This is a genomic window from Paenibacillus sp. LT-B23 (assembly GCF_059417685.1).
The window spans coordinates 42,724-61,038 of the sequence record NZ_JBSQBM010000019.1 but is presented as its reverse complement, the minus strand read 5'-3'; the positions used below and the strand labels follow the sequence as shown (position 1 = coordinate 61,038).

Annotated in this window: 17 protein-coding genes and 1 pseudogene; 17 read left to right on the top strand and 1 reads right to left on the bottom strand. The window is 46.5% G+C overall.

The genetic code is table 11. The features are described 5' to 3' along the window. Positions 1–8: 8 nt before the first annotated feature. From ACWXW9_RS21380 to ACWXW9_RS21370, 3 genes are all read left to right on the top strand, one after another. Positions 9–848, top strand: coding sequence for a MurR/RpiR family transcriptional regulator (locus ACWXW9_RS21380; protein WP_494931060.1), 840 nt, complete (start codon positions 9–11; stop codon positions 846–848). Between the two features lie 43 nt (positions 849–891). After that, positions 892–1,773, top strand: a complete 882-nt coding sequence (locus ACWXW9_RS21375) for a PHP domain-containing protein (protein ID WP_494931059.1) — start codon at positions 892–894, stop codon at positions 1,771–1,773. 139 nt (positions 1,774–1,912) lie between these two features. Further along, the gene (locus ACWXW9_RS21370; protein WP_494931058.1) at positions 1,913–3,076 is read left to right on the top strand and encodes an MFS transporter; all 1,164 of its coding nucleotides are present in this window, start codon (positions 1,913–1,915) and stop codon (positions 3,074–3,076) included. Here ACWXW9_RS21370 and ACWXW9_RS21365 read toward each other — a convergent pair. Beyond that, positions 2,992–3,357 carry an ABC transporter substrate-binding protein gene (locus tag ACWXW9_RS21365; protein WP_494931057.1) on the bottom strand — a complete coding sequence of 122 codons (366 nt, stop codon included), beginning with the start codon at positions 3,355–3,357 and terminating at the stop codon, positions 2,992–2,994. The genes ACWXW9_RS21370 and ACWXW9_RS21365 overlap by 85 nt on opposite strands. On the opposite strand from ACWXW9_RS21365, the pseudogene ACWXW9_RS21360 reads away from it, so the two are divergent. From ACWXW9_RS21360 to ACWXW9_RS21295, 14 genes and pseudogenes are all read left to right on the top strand, one after another. Next, positions 3,316–3,807 (top strand): annotated as a pseudogene (locus ACWXW9_RS21360) (AIM24 family protein); the annotation flags it as partial. The gene ACWXW9_RS21365 and the pseudogene ACWXW9_RS21360 overlap by 42 nt on opposite strands. Further along, a complete protein-coding gene (locus tag ACWXW9_RS21355) occupies positions 3,773–4,075 on the top strand; it encodes a hypothetical protein (protein ID WP_494931056.1) in 303 nt (100 codons plus the stop codon). The pseudogene ACWXW9_RS21360 and the gene ACWXW9_RS21355, both read left to right, overlap by 35 nt. 274 nt (positions 4,076–4,349) lie before the next feature. After that, the gene (locus ACWXW9_RS21350; RefSeq protein WP_494931055.1) at positions 4,350–4,934 is read left to right on the top strand and encodes a glycerol-3-phosphate responsive antiterminator; all 585 of its coding nucleotides are present in this window, start codon (positions 4,350–4,352) and stop codon (positions 4,932–4,934) included. 187 nt (positions 4,935–5,121) lie between these two features. Next, positions 5,122–5,985 carry an HAD-IIA family hydrolase gene (locus ACWXW9_RS21345; protein ID WP_494931054.1) on the top strand — a complete coding sequence of 288 codons (864 nt, stop codon included), beginning with the start codon at positions 5,122–5,124 and terminating at the stop codon, positions 5,983–5,985. A gap of 79 nt (positions 5,986–6,064) precedes the next feature. Continuing rightward, complete coding sequence (locus ACWXW9_RS21340; RefSeq protein ID WP_494931053.1) at positions 6,065–7,378, top strand: ABC transporter substrate-binding protein; 1,314 nt, start codon at positions 6,065–6,067, stop codon at positions 7,376–7,378. A 17-nt stretch (positions 7,379–7,395) separates the two neighbouring features. Beyond that, entirely contained in the window at positions 7,396–8,292 is an 897-nt protein-coding gene (locus ACWXW9_RS21335) for a carbohydrate ABC transporter permease (RefSeq protein WP_494931052.1), read from the top strand. A gap of 14 nt (positions 8,293–8,306) precedes the next feature. After that, entirely contained in the window at positions 8,307–9,119 is an 813-nt protein-coding gene (locus ACWXW9_RS21330) for a carbohydrate ABC transporter permease (protein WP_494931051.1), read from the top strand. A gap of 607 nt (positions 9,120–9,726) precedes the next feature. Then, positions 9,727–15,096 (top strand): glycerophosphodiester phosphodiesterase family protein, encoded by a 5,370-nt coding sequence (locus tag ACWXW9_RS21325; protein WP_494931117.1) that lies wholly within the window; start codon positions 9,727–9,729, stop codon positions 15,094–15,096. A gap of 316 nt (positions 15,097–15,412) precedes the next feature. Continuing rightward, positions 15,413–15,640, top strand: a complete 228-nt coding sequence (locus ACWXW9_RS21320) for an FAD-dependent oxidoreductase (protein WP_494931050.1) — start codon at positions 15,413–15,415, stop codon at positions 15,638–15,640. Beyond that, positions 15,604–15,795 (top strand): FAD-dependent oxidoreductase, encoded by a 192-nt coding sequence (locus ACWXW9_RS21315; RefSeq protein WP_494931116.1) that lies wholly within the window; start codon positions 15,604–15,606, stop codon positions 15,793–15,795. The genes ACWXW9_RS21320 and ACWXW9_RS21315 overlap by 37 nt, the downstream gene beginning before the upstream one ends. 32 nt (positions 15,796–15,827) lie before the next feature. After that, positions 15,828–16,106 (top strand): hypothetical protein, encoded by a 279-nt coding sequence (locus ACWXW9_RS21310; RefSeq protein ID WP_494931049.1) that lies wholly within the window; start codon positions 15,828–15,830, stop codon positions 16,104–16,106. A gap of 301 nt (positions 16,107–16,407) precedes the next feature. Beyond that, complete coding sequence (locus ACWXW9_RS21305) at positions 16,408–17,760, top strand: glucoamylase family protein (protein WP_494931048.1); 1,353 nt, start codon at positions 16,408–16,410, stop codon at positions 17,758–17,760. 37 nt (positions 17,761–17,797) lie between these two features. Further along, positions 17,798–18,016, top strand: a complete 219-nt coding sequence (locus ACWXW9_RS21300; protein ID WP_494931047.1) for a hypothetical protein — start codon at positions 17,798–17,800, stop codon at positions 18,014–18,016. An 8-nt stretch (positions 18,017–18,024) separates the two neighbouring features. Beyond that, a complete protein-coding gene (locus ACWXW9_RS21295) occupies positions 18,025–18,267 on the top strand; it encodes a hypothetical protein (RefSeq protein WP_494931046.1) in 243 nt (80 codons plus the stop codon). Positions 18,268–18,315: the final 48 nt, after the last annotated feature.

The following is an 18,315-nucleotide window of genomic DNA, read 5'->3' as shown; positions in this document are numbered from 1 at the left end:
GGATTTAATTGTCAGGTGAAATATTTACTAATATTCAAAAATTGATTCCAGATTTAACGCATGCTGAAAAACGGATTGCGAAAGTTATTCTTGATGAGCCTGCTAATATACTACACTTGTCATTAACTGAATTAGGCAAGAAAGCAAACGTTGGAGATGCAACGATCATTCGATTTTGCCGAAAGCTAAAGACAAAAGGGTATCAAGATTTAAAACTTTCAATAGCACAGAATCTACCAAATGTTGATAATAATCAAGTTGATAAAAAACAGGGAGAAATAGAAGAAATAATGCATTCAGTGATGACTATAAATAAAAGAGGTATTGAAGATGCAACAGCAGCCATAGATATAGATCAAATTGATCATGCGGCAGAAAGCATTATAAATGCCAAAAAAATAGCTTTTTTTGGCATTGGAGGATCTGGATTATCTGCAATGGATGCCTATGAACGTTTCAGTATGATGGGATTAACTTGCTATAGTCAAAGCGATCCTTTTTTTCAAATGTTAGATGCCAAGCATCTAGATCCCAATGATGTTGCAATTGGAGTCTCTTACTCTGGAAGTAAAAAAATGTCTATTGATGCTATTAAAATTGCTAAAGAGCAAGGGGCCACAACAATTGGTTTAATTGGTAGAAAGAATTCACCAATGGCTGAGTACTGCGATATGGTTTTATGTACGGGAATAAGAGAGACACCCATGATAGGCGGAACTTTTATTACAAAAATTGCACAAGCACATGTGTTGGACTTATTATGCTCGGTTGTAATAGCCAAAATTGCAAAAAGAGAGGGTAAGTCTTTGGAAGATACCGTCAAACATTACGTTAAAATGTTCTATTGAGTTGAGCAATAAAGTCTAGTAAAAAACTAATGAGGTGAAATTTATGAAATTATTTAACGAAAGCAATCAATGGTATAAAGGCAACATTCATATGCATACCACCATTTCCGATGGGTTATTGGGCTACGACGAAAGTATTCATGTCTATAAAGAATTAGGTTATGATTTCATTTCAGTAACAGATCACAATATTTATAATCCTGACCATGATGAAAAAGATTTTCTGATACTGAGCGGTATCGAAATTGATTTTGATGAGAAGTATCCCAATAAAACATATCATATACTTGGCGTAGGCATGGACAATAATATCGACTTAAAAGATTGCGACACTCCACAAAATGCCATAAATCAAATTATCAATCAACAGGGTCTTGCTATAATTGCGCATCCCGTTACGTCATTAATGCAATACCAGGATTCTGTTGAATTAGAAGGTTATACAGGTATAGAAATTTGGAATTCAGAGTGTGAAATAAGAAATGCAAGAGGCGTTGCAGATTATTATATAGATATGGTTGCGATTAGTGGATTGACTCCCATGATTTTTGCCGTTGATGATACTCATTATTATGATGATGAAGTATCCTGCGGTTACATTATGGTGAATTCTGAATGCCTGAATAAAGAGCAAATATTAAAAAACATTAGAAGTGGGAACTTTTATTGTTCACAGGGGCCTCAAATAAAACAAATTACAATAAATAATGGAAGAATTATTGTGGAAACTTCTCCAGTAAAACAGGTTTCATTTATGAGTAATACCCTGTTTAGCGAAGATAGAGTGCAAAAGGCAAACCTTGAGGCTATAACTTGCTGTGAGTATGTTATAAAGCCGACAGATCTCTATGTACGTATAGAAGGTATTGATGAGAATGGCAAGAAGTGTTGGAGCCAAATAATACGTCTTAATGATTATGCGTAAATAATAACCAGATTTTCTATTCCCTTTCATGAATACGATAAGCGGCATCCGTTTATACGGGTGCCGTTTATTATTTTTATCGAATATTCAAAACTGAATTCTGGTTAATAGTCACAGAAGATGTAAAAGGAGACCCTAAATGAAACATTCTAAGCGGCTTTTGATTTTTTTATGCTACTATAATACCTTTACGTTAGGCATCTATCTTTCGACAATTCAGATTTCTCTTCTGCAGATAAAGGAGTACTTTTCTCTCAGTATCGTTATTGCCGGTTTGATTGTGGCCATACAATATCTTGGAATGTGTATCCCCTCTCTTTTTATTGGGACATTATCCGGAAGAATGGGGAAAAAGAAACTACTTTATATGGCATATGCTTTTCTTACTTGTGGAACTATTTTGATGTCTTCAACCTCCAGTTTCATCTTGTTTAGTATTGCTTTAATAATCACAGGCATGGGGTTTACCATGCTGGAGACCACTACCTCGGCTATTCTATCAGATGAATTCCCTTTAAATTCGAGATATCATATATGTATGTCACAGGCAATCGCGGGTATTGGCGCATTAATTGGGCCTTTTCTATCGGAAGCAATGTTTAAAACCGGATTTACATATACGGCTCTATTCCTATTAGTAAGCATGCTTTTTGGGATGGGAGGAATCGTCGGAATTTTCACTGAGCATGTTAAAACCTGGAAGGAAGGTTTGCATAACCAACCGCATCATACTTCTTTTCACTATTTTAAAACGCTTCCTATCATTCTTTTGGGGCTTTCGTTGTTCCTATATGGAGGAATTGAAGGGATCGCGGGATTCTATGCCGATAGTTATTTCAAACTTGTAGCACATGCTTCAAATAGCAGTGCTCTCGCGCTGTCGCTTTACTGGGGAGCAATGGTACCATCACGTTTCCTTAGCGGCATTATAAAACTGAACACCAAAACGATCCTTACGTCAAGTTCGATTCTTTTGGGATTATCTCTTGCCGGTGCGATGGTTATAACGAGTCCTTTTTGGAAAATTACGCTTTTTGCTTTAGCCGGATTCGCATCCGGACCAATCTGGCCTATGATTATTGATTCAGCAGCAAAGAAATATTCAGATTCGAAAGAGACAGTAATGACAATCATAATGGCCATGGGTTGTCTTGGGGGCGGTTTGATGCCTTTTCTTTCCGGCCTTCTCGTAAATATAACTGACTACAGTTTTGCTTATTATTTTGCGTCAGTAATTGCACTGGGCATCCTATTTGCGTATGTTGGTTTTGAAAGAAAAACATCTACGACAAGCAGAATATAATCGGGATCGGCCTTGATCACTTGTTCAATGGTCGCTTTGGTCGTACGAGTTAATCCAAGGCCGTCTGCGGCGTGTTCGGCTCCGGTATGACGCACCTGGTCATATGACATATTGGAGGAGCCGAGCAAATAAGGGCAGGTGCTTGGTCCAAGCGGCGAGACAACCAGCACGGAGGGTTTCTCTTTGTTGGCAATGGCGGATACGACTTTGTCCTGTCGGTCTTTCATCTCGGATACGATGGCGGCAGCCTGTTTTTCCTCTCCAATACAATCTTCACGCACAGCGGAGCCTACGGCCGCAAAAGCGTAACCTTTGCCGCTTCGTATCCGGGCAAAATCATTCCCTTAGATCTTCAGCAGCACGGCGGGAAAATCATCTGCCAGAAGGATTCCTTTCTCTGCGCAGCCAGAGGAGATTCGATCGGGATTGAATTCCAGCGCAAGCTGGGCGCGGGCTTCTTCTGCGGTGAAGGCTTCATTATACAAAAGTTTGAAGGAGATGGACTTTCCTTCGTCCACTCTGGCGGCTTGTCATGGAGTGTACACTGCAGCTTGGCGAGACGATTAAGCTCAATACCGGCTGTCTAGTTGCGCGGGCCGGTCAAGGTATGGGTGCAGTCGCTGCCGTTCAGCCGGATGGCAGACAGCATTCTGTCGGCTGCGGGTAATTCCGGACGCAAGGAAGAAGGCAGCATCCTTGGCGGTCTGGGCAATCTGCTGGACGGCAGATAAACGCTTTGTGCCGAGTGCGGCTCCCGGCCCGCACGGCTGGCGCTGTGCAGTAGGAGTCAAGCGAATGAAGCTGATGCTCACATCCGCTTCTAAGCTACTGCGGAGACGGAATAAAGACTATCGAAATGAAACAGTCGCCTCAACGGAGCAATCCTGTAGAGCGGCTGTTTCATTTCGCTATATAGGAATTGTGAGTATCACTAATCTGCTCGAAACCCCTGATCCAAGCGGCCTAAGTGGAAAAATGCCCTCCTGGGCGCATTCATAGACAAATTGGAGACGGTCCCGCTGAACTTGCTTGCGTGCACAGCATAAGCCATCACCAAAAGGGTAGGGGCTTTCATCTTAATTTCTACAGGGTAGCTTACACTCGTTGCCAACGCAAAAACACCTCCAAGGTTGTCTCCATATCTTACGACATGGTCGCATTCTCTTGTAGGTGTTTTAATTTGTCTCATGTTATGGGGGCAGTCCCAGTGTCGTTAACACTTAGCGAACAGTTTTTTGTTATTGTAGAGAAAATTGGAGAGGGGAATTGAATCGTGAACAATTATCCTTTAATTGCTTCTCTGACCCACGTGGAGCAGTTGGAATTTGCCTTGAACAGTGATGTGCAACGAGTGAATCTTATGGCAGGTAACATCGGCAGTCTCAAAAACCTTATTGATCAGTTGCATGACAGAGGAAAAATGGTCTATGTACATGTGGAAATGATTGCAGGATTAGGAAGAGATGCTACTGCCATCAGCTACTTGGCTAATGCTTTCAAGCCTGACGGCATAGTGACGACCAAGTCCAATATGGTAGCGGCCGCAAGGCAATCAGGGCTTCGGAGCATTCAACGAATATTCGCAATTGACACTGCGGCAATTAATACTGCAATTCGAATGATCAATTCTACTCGTCCCGATGAAGTGGAGCTGATGCCAGGGCTGATGCCGAGGGTTATCCGAGAGCTTAAGGAGAAAATTAATCAACCTCTAATTGTAGGAGGGCTCATCAGACATAACCAAGAGATTGTTGACGCACTGGCAAGCGGCGCTGATTACATTTCAAGCGGAGACCATCATATGTGGGGTATATGCATCGACGACGGCCACAAGCTTAAGTCTATTACAAAAACATAAACATTCAATAACACTGCGCAAACAATTTAACTCTATAATAGGCTCATACCAAGCAATTGATTTTGGGTTGAGACGATGAGAAAACCCTTGTTCAGGAATGCTGGATGTGACTAGGACCAACAAAATGGTCTTATTCACCATCCGACTCCTCGGACAAGGGCTATTTTGGTTGGAAAGGGGATAGCTAGTGGACTTACGAGAAAGCTTGGGAGAATTTTTTCCAAACGGACAGAAGCAAATGACGTCACGGAGCAACAGTAAGGTTGAGCTTATGAATTACGATAATTATTTGTTTGACCTAGATGGAACGATTTACGTCGGCAGCAAAGGGCTCGATGGAGCGGCAGAAGTTATTCAGCTTCTCCGGGCGCGTTCAAAAAAGATTCTGTTTGCCACAAACACAACCGTCTACACACGAGAGCAGGTCCGGGACAAGCTTAGGAAAATGGGCATTGCTTGCGGCATTAATGAGATTGTTACCGCGCTGACGGTAGCAGGCAAGTACTTTCAATCCTACGCGCCAGATGCAAGAATATACCCAATTGGCGGAGAAGCAATGCTTAAAGACCTTGCAAGCTTCGGAATCCGAACAGTTGGAGATGCCGCTGAAGCTTCGCATGTCTTAGTAGGACTCGACCATCAATTCAATTTTGAGAAGCTGACTCAGGGGATGATGGCTGTATGTAGCGGCGCAAAGCTGATTGCGGCGAACCCGGATCCTTATTGCCCGACTGAAGATGGAGTCATTCCAGATACTTGGTCGCTTGTTAAGGCAATTGAGACGGCCAGCATGCTTGATACGTTTGCAACGATCGGCAAGCCTTCATCTTATTACGCGGAGTATGTTATGCAACAACTGAACTGCTGTACTCCGCAGCAATGTCTCATGATCGGCGACAGGCTGGAGACGGATATTCTTCTTGGGAAAAGCAGTGGGATGCACACGGCATTTGTTTTGTCGGGAGTCGATTCGGAGGAATCGGTTGCCAGAACCGGTATTAAGCCGAACTATGTGTGGCCATCCGTGGCAGCGCTGTTGGATGCTGTTTAAGAAGTATGCGGGCATCACCCTTCATCTTCCAGATGAAGGAATCTAATAAATGGGTCAAATTATGGGAGGCGCATGTAACATGAGAAAACTAGGATTGATGATCATGACGGCATTACTGTTAATTATTACAGCCTGCGGGAGCAATGCGGGATCAAGCGGCAGCGAGTCGCAGCCTTCAACGGATACAAAGTCTGTAGTGCTGGATTTTTACTTTCCGGTAGCGGTTGGCGGACCAATTACGAGCTTAATTGATAAGCTGGTCAGCGACTTCCATGCAGAGAACCCGAACATTACAGTCAATCCGATTTATGCTGGTAGCTATCAGGATACGATGACGAAAGCTGTAACGGCGGCTCAAGGAGGCAACTCGCCGGATTTGGCGGTGCTGCTCTCTACAGAGCTGTACAGCCTGCTTGAAATGAATGCGATCGAAGAGCTTACCCCGCAATTCTCGAAGGATTATTTCGACGGTTTCTACGAAGCGTTCATGGGTAATACGAAATCCGGCGATCAAGTGTGGAGCGTACCGTTCCAGCGCAGCACGATTGCGTTGTATTACAACAAGGATATGTTCAAGAAAGCAGGGCTTGATCCGGAGAAGGCACCGGCGAACTGGGATGAGCTGCGCAGCTTCGCTAGCCAGCTGACCAAGAAGGACGGAGCGGGTAATGTTACGCAATGGGGCATCGAGATTCCGAGCACCGGCTATCAATACTGGATGCTGCAGGCGCTGTCGCTGCAGACGGGTGCGAATATCGTCTCCAAAGACGGCAAGGAAGTGTACTTCAACAAACCGGAAGTGAACGAAGCGCTTCAGTTCTACACCGATCTTGGCCGCAAAGATAAAGTTATGCCGGAGGGCGTATTGGAATGGGCGACGGTTCCGTCCGATTTCATTAGCGGTAAAACAGCGATGATGTTTCACACAACTGGCAACCTGACGAAAGTAAAAACCGATGCGCAATTTGACTTTGGCGTGGCATTCCTGCCTGCTAACAAAAGCTATGGCTCGCCTACAGGCGGAGGAAATCTGTATGTCTTCAAAGACATTTCCGAGGAAAATAAAGCAGCCGCCTACAAGTTTATATCTTTCCTGACTGAGCCGGAGCGCGTTGCACAATGGTCGATCGATACCGGTTATGTAGGGACAACGAAAGCCGCTTATGAGACTAACCTGCTGAAGCAATACGTAGCGGAGTTCCCGCAGGCAGCAGTAGCGCGCGATCAGATGAAATACGCGGATAGCGAGCTGTCCACTTATCAGAACGGACAAATCACAAAGCTGTTTAACGACAATATTCAAGCGGCGCTGCTTGGCAATATGACGCCTGAGGAAGCACTTGCGAAATCGCAGGAGCAGGCGGATGCTATTCTGAAGAAATACCGCAACTAAAGAAAGAGGGATAAACGGTGATTAATGGGGTAAGGCAACTATTTGGAGCGCGGTTATGGAAGGACTCAATTTTGGCATATGCCCTGCTGCTTCCATCGCTAATTGTTTTGGCCGTCTTTACGTTCTATCCGATCGGCAAGGCGCTGATTTGGAGCATGCATGAGACAACGATGTCGGTCAAGCATTTCGTTGGCTTGGAATTGTACGGGCAAGTGCTTAAGGACGAGGTATTCTTGAAGGTGCTTCGAAACAATCTGCTGTTGGCCGTTGTCACCGTCCCGGTCAGCACGATATTGGCACTCTATATGGCGATCTGGGTCAACAATAAGCTGCGGGGGACCCGTTTGCTCCGGGCAGCTTTCTTCTATCCGACCTTGATTCCAATGATCGCCATCGCGAATATATGGCTATTTATCTACACGCCGGATTACGGATTGCTCGATAAGTTTCTTGGCTTATTCGGCATTGATGGGCCGAACTGGCTGGGCGATCCTTCCTGGGCACTCGTCTCGATGATGATTATGCTGATCTGGAAGGAAGCCGGTTACTTCATGATCTTCTATCTTGCCGGACTGCAGGCACTCCCGCGCGAGGTATACGAAGCGGCAGAGCTTGACGGGGCGAGTCCATTCCGCAAGTTTAGAACCTTGACGTTTCCGCTAGTCATGCCAACTACGTTGTTCGTGCTAGTCATCGCTACAACCAATAGCTTCAAGGTTGTTGACCATCTGTACATTATGACCAAAGGCGGCCCGGACAACGCAAGCAATCTTCTGCTGTATCATCTGTATGAGACGGCGTTCAGCTTCTGGGATATGGGCAAAGCGTCCGTATTAACCGTGATTCTGCTTGTCATTCTGCTAGTCATTTCCACAATCTATTATACTTTTCTTGACAAGCGGATTCATTATTAGAGGAGGGACGCGCCATGTATTTCTTCATTAACCGGATTGCTGTTATCCTGCTTGCCTTGGTTTTCATTATTCCGCTCGTATGGGCGGCTGTCACTTCCATAACGCCATCGGATGAGATGCTGACTCGAACGAATCCATTTGCTGTAGGCAATCCTACCGTTGCGAATTATGTACATGCTTGGAACACCATCCCATTTCCAACTTATTATTGGAACACCCTATTTATTGTTGCAGGCATATTGGCTGTACAGCTGCTGAGCGTAACGCTTGCTGCCTATGCTTTTGCAAGGCTTCGGTTTATCGGATCGACACTGGTGTTCCTATTGTTTCTGGTACAGATTATGATTCCTCCGGACATTCTGATCTTTCCGAACTACACGATCATGAAAGAGCTGAATTTAATTGATACGAAGCTGGCGGTTATGCTGCCGTTCTGGGCATCGTCCTTTGGCGTGTTTCTGCTGCGGCAGACGTTCAAACAGATCCCTTACGAGCTTGATGAAGCGTCCAAAGTAGACGGTTGCAGATGGTGGCAGACGCTGTGGCATGTATATCTGCCGTCTGCACGTCCGACGTATGTTGCTTTTGCACTTACATCGATCAGCGCGCAGTGGAGCAATTTCATGTGGCCGCTAATTGTGACGGATTCCGTCAATAATCGCCCGCTTACGGTCGGGATCGCGATATTCGCACAATCGTTTGAGACGGGAGCCCAGTGGGGGGACGTAACAGCTGCCACTATACTGGTCATGGCTCCGCTCCTAATCGCATTCTTTTTATTTCAGAAGCAGTTTGTTGATAGCTTTATGCATGCCGGCATTAAGTAAAAACCTCAAAGGCACATGTAATGTATAGCAAAGGGTAGAGACCTAGAGAAAACCCTTTATGTATGTTCCTGCAGCGGGAATCCGCGTTTGTTTGGAATGGCATAAAGGTTTTTTTGATGCGCTGAAAAGGAATAAGAAGGGGATGTTACTGATGAAAAAAAGAACAGTTATAATGGATATTATTTCCTCATATGTTACTTCGTGGTACACATCTGCGATACGAGTTGCCCACTGTTGCTGAAGTTGTTCTTTCGGGGACATGAAAACAGCTTCCTCATCTAGGATGTCTTCATGTTCTCATGAAACGAAGTGATGGAATTCAATCTGTATTGCTGCGATAGTCTGCATATTTACATTTTTTTTGTATGATCTGACATTCCGAAAACAAAAGCTTGTTAAAGTAGGAATTGCGATGGATAACTGAAAAATCAAGGGTATGAGCCCAGGAGAAAACCCTATTCAGCAAATGAAATGTACGCCCATAAGGCGTGTATTTTCCGTTTGATGAATTAGTGGTTTTTTTGTGTTGATTGCAAGAGGTAGCGGGAAGGAGGGTTCGGCAGCAGTCGTAAAAATTTTTACTTTTCAAAGATAATCCGTGAAAGGAATGGAGACCAATATGAAAAAAATGTCTGCAAAGCTTATAAGTATTATAACGATAACCTGTTTGTTCAGTGGGCTCTTTCAGCCAAGCGCCTTGGTTTCTAAAGCTCACGGAGAGGAGTCAAGTAGTACGAATTCGATATTCTTTGAGGAGAATTTTGACAGTTACGAGACAGGAGATTTACCTCCTAATTGGATATCCGATGTCAACGTGGGAAGCCCCCCTTTTACTGTTGTGCAGAGTACTTATGGCGATGGGAGAATGACGTTCGAAGGAAATTCCTACGGCAAACAGAGCCGGATTCTGACGCCGATGCAGTGGGACAACTATGTCATTGAAGCTGATGTACGGTTCGACAGCTTCTTAAACTCGGGAAGTGGAGCCTCCATTATGTTCCGGGCGTCGTCAGATGGAAAGCCGCCTTACTCGCAAATGACGATTAAACAAAATGGTACGATTGAAACGGCTTATAAAAACACCGACGGTAATTGGTTATATCCCACGCCCATAAGTGCAACAGGATCTCCGTTGCTGGCGAATACGGATTACACAATGAAAGTCAGAGTTTTTGACCGTAACGTTAAGATGTACTTGAAAGCCAAGGATGACACGAACTTTACATTATACGGAGAAAAAAATCTAACTGTTGATGAGCTTTCGGAAAATGGAATGATCGGCTTCCAGGGGGATCAGAGCGAGGTGTCCTTCGACAATTTGAAGGTGACCCGGCTCACAGCAGACCAGCTCGATTTCACGGTACCCGGCACGCTGGAGGCATTGAGCGGCGCGACCAGCGTGACGAGCAGCGTCTATTTCTCGGATGGAATTATGGCGGAAGTACCTTCGGACCGAGTAATACTGCATTCCTCCGATGAGAGTATCATCAAAATCGACAATAACAAACTTTACCCCCTTAAGCCTGGGCAAGCAACCATTACGGCTGTCTATGACAATGCGCAGGCTGCAAAAGAAATTACCGTGACGCCTTCTTTGACGGGTATCAAGGTCGTTTCCTTAAAGGGTGAAAAAGAATATGTGCTCGCGAATGCTCAAACGGCATTAGATCTTAGCACGCTGCAGTTTCAAGCAGACTATAATGATCTTACTTCAGGCATTGTGAAAGGCAATGAGCTGACTTGGACATCGGACAATCCTGCTGTCGTATTTGAGAACGGTAGGCTAATCGCGCAGCAAAAAGGTGTCTACACGATTACAGGTACGAAAGATAGTGTATCTGTCAGTATGATGGTTCATGCCAAAAATGCAGAAGATACCGAATACGTCCTGTATGAGGAAAACTTTGACAATCTAACTGACGGTACGCTTCCTGAAGGCTGGACGATACCTCAGTCCACGAGTCCTGTTTATGCGGAACGGATCATTGACGATTTTGACGGCAATTCCGTACACAGCGGATGGCAGGATTCGGGAGCAGGAGTCTATACGTTTAACTTGGATAACCAGATAACCGATGACAGCAGCAACGCTTTACGTGTCGACTATGACAAGAAAACACAGTCCTGGGCCTTTATGAAGGCAAATGTTGATCCGAATTCGGCTTATTTCGGTGGGAATCAATTGAGTTTCAAGGTCAACGGCAACGTGAACCTGATCGTGAAATTCGAAGAAGTAAACGGGGCGCACGAGAAGAAATTCCAGGTTAACACGAATGGAAATTGGGAGACAGTCACCTGGGATACTTCAGGAATCAAAGACGACATAACCGATGCAAAACGAATTCTCATTTTTGCCGCCCCGGGTGAAGCCAATACATCCGGAACGTTTTACCTGGATGACATCAAGGTGTTCAATTCAGAGGAGGAAGCCGCTGACAATGCTGCGGTGAAGTCGAGAGCTTTTGAGCTCAATGGACTTGATGAGTCGGATAATCCGGCCCGGGTTATTTTGCCGTCGTATTTGAGTGCTTTTGGCAACTACAAAATTGAAGCCGATGTGACGCATTTGGAGGCGAACGATACCTCCAAATGGCATTCCATCATGTATCGCATTCAAAATCTTGATTACCCTTATTATCAAATGGCTGTACGGCAAGACGCTACCGCGGCCTACGGAGTTGAGTTTGCAGAGAGAACTCCCGCCAACGGCTGGAACGTCATCGACAGAGGCTCGAACAGCGAACCTATTGACGCCGGGAAAATGTATCATTACACGGTTAAGGCGCACGGAAACCGGGTTCAGCAATGGATCAATGACCAGATTATTGTGGATACCAATCTAGCTTCAGCCTACTCCAAAGGAGCGGTGGGTTTGCAAGCTAATGGGAGCAGAATGAAAGTTGACAATATTCGCGTGACGCTGCAAGAGGATGATCTGCCTATTATGTCGGAAGAACGGTTCGTTCAGGTGGCGGAGCCCGAAACGAGCATTGCGATGGCCCCTTCTGTAGTGAAGGAAATTCAAAACGCCAATGACTTGGCTGAGCTGAGCGGTTCTGCGCTTCCTGCAACCATTGTGCTGCATGTGGGACAAGGCTTGAAGGTTACCGATCCGGTAGGGAAGACGGCAGTCAGTACGGTCGAATCTGTTCTTGAAACGATCGGAAACAGCGTGATTCCGGCGTTTTATGTGAAGGACGAGGCTTCGGTAGACGAACTGACGGATTATTTGCAAACGAACGGATGGGAGGATGCCGCCATTATTTCCGATAACGGAGAGCTGGTCAAAAGAGCAAGAACCGCTTATCCGATGCTTCGCGGCATCGTGGACTTCAGTTCGGCAGGTAGCAACTTGACCGAGGAAGATCTGCTTGAAATTCGAAGAGAGACGACGACCAGCCTTGCCAAAACGGCTATATTGCCGATGAATGCTTCTTCGAAAGACAATGTGGAGTATCTCCAGAAACGGATGATTATGGTATGGGCAAAGGAAACAGCTAACAAGCCGAACCAAAACATAGCCATGCACCAGCTTATAACGGCAGGTGTGAATGGAATCGTTACGAATGCGCACGAAGCGGCGGTTGAGGCGTTGAAGGTATATTCCAACAACGTGACTTTGATTCGCAAGCCTTATATTATCGGACACAGAGGCGTGCCGTCGAAAGCTCCCGAGAACACCATCGAAGGCAACAGGATGTCACTGGAAAGCGGTGCGGATTTTATCGAAAACGATATGTACCTAAGCAAAGACGGACATTTGGTCATCATTCATGATTCGGTGCTGGAACACACGACGAACGGTACCGGAAATGTCGAGGATCATACGGTAGAGCAAATGAAGCAATTGAATGCGAACAAGCCGCACCCTGACGGGTTTCCCGATGTGAAAATTCCGACTCTGGAGGAGCAAATCGATCTTGCCAGGGAGAAGGACCGGATGGTTATGGCCGAGATCAAGACAGCCACGCCTGAGGCAGTGGACGCACTTGTTCGGACCATCAAGGAAAATAATGCCGAGGGCCTTGTCGATGTGATGTCCTTCGACAGCAGTCAATTGAAGCGGATGTCCAAGTTGATGCCGGAAATGCCGCTGGGCTTATTAACCGGTGGATATGCAAGTGAGACGAATGTCAATAAAGCGCTAAGAGATACGCTGAAGCTTGTCCAAGGACTGAACGTTACGTTCAATACAAGCTATGACAGTTTAGGCAAAAACTTTATGGAGGCTGCCAAGCATCGGGGCATCATCATTTCTCCGTGGACATTCAACAATAAAAATGATGTTATCCGGTTCATGAAGCTGGGAGTTTACGGCATTACGACCGACTACGCTTTCTGGGCGGAGGATTGGGCGGCTTCAATCAAGCCGGAGCAGGACAAGCATGAGCTGGCCAAGGGTGAGAGCACCTCATTGTCGGCAATCGTGGAGTCCTATAAAGGTACGAAGACAACCATCTCGCCGGAAGTCGTTCTGTTAGACGGACAAGATGTCGTGGAAGTGAGCGGCAGCAAAGTAACGGCCATAAAGCCGGGAACGGCGCATGTGCTCATGAGATATACAGCCTCCCTCGATGAGAACAACCAGTATGATATTTACACGCAGCCTGTCTCGATAAAAGTAAAGGGGCAGGATGGCAACGGAGGCAACAACGGTGGCAACAACGGTGGCAACAATGGAGGCAACAACAGTGGTAACAACGGTGGCAACAACAGTGGTAACAACGGCAGCAGCGGTACAAGCTCCGGCTCCTCCAGCGCTGGCGGCGTAAACCAGCCGGCCAATCCGGCCACACAGGCTGCCGATCTGATCATAGCCAAGGAAGGAAAAGTAGGAGCTGCCGAGCTAAAAGATTCACTTGCCGCTCACTCTAACGTAAAGGTTCAATCCGACGGAGATAAGCTGGAGCTCCCTGCAGCGGGCTTGCTAGACGCAAGCCGGGCGAACGGCAAGACACTGCTTGTTATTATAGACAACGTGACTTATACGCTACCGTTATCGCTGATCAAGCTCGACACACTGGCCCAGCAGCTCGGAGTAAGTGTTGACGACGTATCGATCCGCTTCACGCTTGCAAAGCTAAATGCCGATAATGCCGCAGCGGTACAAAGCGCTGTTGCTGCAACGGGCGGCAATCTGGTGTCGGCTCCGGTGGAGTTTGAGGCCGAAGCGGTCAGCAAGACAGGGCAAACGATCCCGGTTTCGTTCGGTTCCGCGTATGGTTCCCTGGAAATCACCCTGAATAAGGCAGTAGATTCGAGCAAAGCGACCGGCGTACAATATGTGCCGGGAACGAAGCAGCTCCGTTTCGTACCGACTTTGTTCACGACTAAGGATGGCAAAACGACGGCTACGATAAAGCGCAACGGAAACAGCGTGTACACAGTCATCGAAAATAACAATAGCTTCGCGGACATGACAGGGCATTGGGCGAAGGCCGACGTAGAGCTTATGGCCAACAAGCTCATCGTAAACGGTGTAAGCGACAATCGCTTCGACGCGGAGCGCCATATCACCCGCGCTGAATTTGCAGCTATGCTCGTCCGCTCGCTTGGCTTGAACCCCACGCTGGCACAAGCAAGCTTCAGCGACGTATCCGCCGCCGACTGGTTTGGCGAAGAGGTAGCGACGGCGACCGAAGCAGGCATCCTTGGCGGGTATGAGGACGGCACGTTCCGTCCGAACAACAAGATTACGCGCGAAGAGCAGGCGGTCATGGTTGTCCGCGCAATGACCTACGCGGGCATCGACGCCAAAGTATCACAGGCGAAGCAGGATGAGATTTTGGCATCGTTCAAGGATGCCGGCCAGGTCGACTGGTCGAAGGCGGAGCTGGCTGCGGCCATTCAAGCCGGTCTGATAAAAGGAATGACAAGTGATACTTTGGAACCGGGCAGCTTTGGAACCCGTGCCCAGTCTGCAACTATGCTGAAGCGCTTCTTAATCAAAGCCAATTTCATCAACAATATAAGTTGAACTTACAAATTTCTTGGAATAGCTTTCTAGACCAGTACATCGAATGAGTATATCAAATCTCATTCGGGCGGGTGATGTATCTTGGAGAATAAAGACACAGCGCTACAAGCAGTTGAGGAGAGAGACCTAGACAAACAAAAGAACGTCGGATGTTTGAACGGTACCGTGGACTGACCCCCATAATGTGAGACAAATTAAAACACCTTCAAGAGAATGCAGCTATATCGTAAGATATGGAGACAACCTTGGAGGTGTTTTTGCGTTGGCAACAAGAGTAAGCTATCCTGTAGAAATTAAGATGAAAGCAATCTAATGGGTGGGTACCATCCCTGGTAAACGGGAATCCCGCAGGCTGGCTGGAACGTATAAGTTGACGGAGCAGGATATCGTGAACCAAACGGAGTTCCCCGACGCGGTTGCCTATGGGGGCTGGAGTCTGGACCATCATCCTCCGGCGGCTTCTGGGACAAGGAAAATGAGCCCTTCCACCACGTCCATCACAAAGGTCTGTACAACATTCCTCCCCGGTGTCTGTATGCCGTGAACGTGGACAATTTGTTCTTCGCAGGCCGGGACATCAGCGCTACGCATGTGGCCATGTGTTCCACCCGTGTCATGCTGACGGGCGCACAGATGGGGGAAGCCGTCGCCGCAGCCGTCGAGGAATGCTTGGCAAAGGAGTATTCCCGGCCGGTTTGACAGCGGATGCCATCGAGCGAATCCAGTAAAGCTTGCTGAAGGACGAACATTACATTGTTGGCGTACAGGGCAACGATTCGGAGGATCTGGCCCCCAAAGCCCGGTTGAGCCCATCCTCCGTACATACCAGCTGCGGAGCCGAGGTGTTGGAGACAGAGCGTGCCATACACCTGGATTTGAGAGGCGAGGGCAATGATATCATGTTCCCGGTGATGGACGGCCGCTTGGAAGAAGTGAGTCTGATGCTGGAGGGTCAGCGCATATTACGAAAACCGATAAGGGTAGACTGGCCAGACTTCGCGGAAATATAAAATGTCTCTTGAAGCCGAAGAACCGATTCATCTTGTCTCGGTTCTTCGCTTTCGTTTCGTTCAATTATACCCGCCAGGCAAAGCTGCAGTTGCGCCTAGATCGGCATTCCGCTGAACAAATTCCAGAAGAGCAAAGTTTGATCAGAAAATCGAAACGTTTCGATAATTCACTCGCCAAAATTCGCTAATTCCGCTGTTCGTTCGTACTTTACTAGAAAAAAATACTTATCAATTAATGATGTTTATGATATTATTTTGGTGAAACGTTTCAATTATTATTAAATTCGAGAGGAGAAAATTAATGAAAAAAGGAAGACTCATTAGTTTTATTTTGACCGTTGGCCTTTTAGCAAATTTTTTTGTAACTCCAATGGCTTCAGCCAGTAATGCCGGAACCCAAATTGCTTTTCGAGCTGAACTGAAAGCGATTTCAATTAAAACCTATAAGTATTTTCAGGACCATACGGATCCGAAAACAGGTATGACCTACGATGAAGTGCGCATTACGGAAGACGGAATAAAGGAAGCAAAGCGTACCTCGCCGACAAATATCAGCATGTATATGATGAGTACCGTTTCAGCACAGCAATTGGGCATTATTTCAAAAACGGAAGCGGTTAAGCGCATTCAAATCAGTTTAAATACGCTCGAAAAGATGGAAAAATGGAACGGCCTGTTCTATAACTGGTATAACACGGATGACGGTTCCGTGAAGAAAGATTGGGGACAGTTTATCTCTCAGGTGGATAACGGGTGGCTTTCCGCAGGTTTAATTGTCGTCGGGCAAGCCTATGAAGAGCTGCACGGACAAACAAGCAAGTTGGTTGAGAACATGAATTATACACCGTTGTATGATCCGGAAGTCGGCCAGTTCCGCGGCGGCTATGATGTCGCTCAAGGCAAACTGACCGATCATCATTACGGAGCGTTTTACACGGAACCGCGTGTTGCAAGCTATATTGCCATCGGGAAAGGCGACGTGCCTAAGGAGCATTGGTGGAAATTGTATCGTACAATGCCCAAAGAATGGGATTGGCAAGCTCAGATTCCGCAAGGACAAAACGCGCAGTACGATGGAGTGACCGTTTTCGAGGGGAGCTATGAATACAAAGGTGTAAAGTTTGTGCCTAGCTGGGGAGGAAGTATGTTTGAAGGGCTTATGCCTGGAATCGTTTTGAAAGAAAAAGAGCTTGGCACAAAAGCGTTGGGATTAAACAATAAACGTCATGTAGAGCTGCAAATCGCCTATGCCAAGGAAAAAGGCTATCCTGCATGGGGATTCTCTCCCTCTGCAACTCCGACCGGATACAGTGAGTTTGCGGCAACACCGTTGGGTACATCGGGCTATAAAGACGGAGCAACCGTAACTGCCCATGCTTCGTTTCTTGCTCTGGAATATGCACCTGAAGCTGTGCGGAAAAACATCAAAGCTTTAAAAGATTTCAATATGTACGGTAAATACGGGTTCTATGATTCTGTGAATGTAGAAACTGGAGAACTTGCTAAAGCTTATCTTGCACTTGATCAGGGGATGATTATGGTGTCTATCGCCAACTATGTAAAGGATGGGGTCATCCGTGATTATTTCCATAATGATCCGATCGGCCAAAAGCCAGAGGAATTATTGGAAAAAGAAGTATTCTCTATTCAATAAAAAATGGCATCAAATCTTTCGGGACTGACCCCATAACGTGAGACAAAATAAAACACCTTCAAGGGAATGCAGCTATATCGTAAGATATGGAGACAGCCTTGGAGGTGTTTTTACGTTTACAGTTACAGCGATCCTGGCCGAGAAAGGCTCGTGCCAAACACGCAGTATCGATGTGACTGCCCTGCAGCGCAGACTTGTCCGTCAAGGCGCATGGTTAGGAGATGCGATTAATGAGCGGTACCGGGAGGAAGGATAGACGGATCAGTGGTTCACGGCTCGACGCTTCCGGAGATGAAAGAAGGCTTAACCCGGTTGAGAGACTGGTACGAAAAGGGTTATATCTTGAAAGAAGCAGGCTTGCATGACGAAAACAAACTGGCTGAGTTAATCGGGCAGGGGCGGGTAGGCATTGTCGTAGCGCCTAACTGGATGGCTCGATGGCCGACTCCAGACCTGGAGAAGAATGTGCCCGGCGCGACAATGAATTATTATCTGCTGCCGACTTAAAATGTATATACTTATTTTTGTACTTCAAGCCGGCCGCTTTGGCCGGTT

Coding starts and splice junctions, on each gene's coding strand:
- ACWXW9_RS21330 (WP_494931051.1), top strand. CDS start 8,307: ATGTATTTCTTCATTAACCGGATTGCTGTTATCCTGCTTGCCTTGGTT.
- ACWXW9_RS21375 (WP_494931059.1), top strand. CDS start 892: ATGAAATTATTTAACGAAAGCAATCAATGGTATAAAGGCAACATTCAT.
- ACWXW9_RS21340 (WP_494931053.1), top strand. CDS start 6,065: ATGAGAAAACTAGGATTGATGATCATGACGGCATTACTGTTAATTATT.
- ACWXW9_RS21370 (WP_494931058.1), top strand. CDS start 1,913: ATGAAACATTCTAAGCGGCTTTTGATTTTTTTATGCTACTATAATACC.
- ACWXW9_RS21305 (WP_494931048.1), top strand. CDS start 16,408: ATGAAAAAAGGAAGACTCATTAGTTTTATTTTGACCGTTGGCCTTTTA.
- ACWXW9_RS21325 (WP_494931117.1), top strand. CDS start 9,727: ATGGAGACCAATATGAAAAAAATGTCTGCAAAGCTTATAAGTATTATA.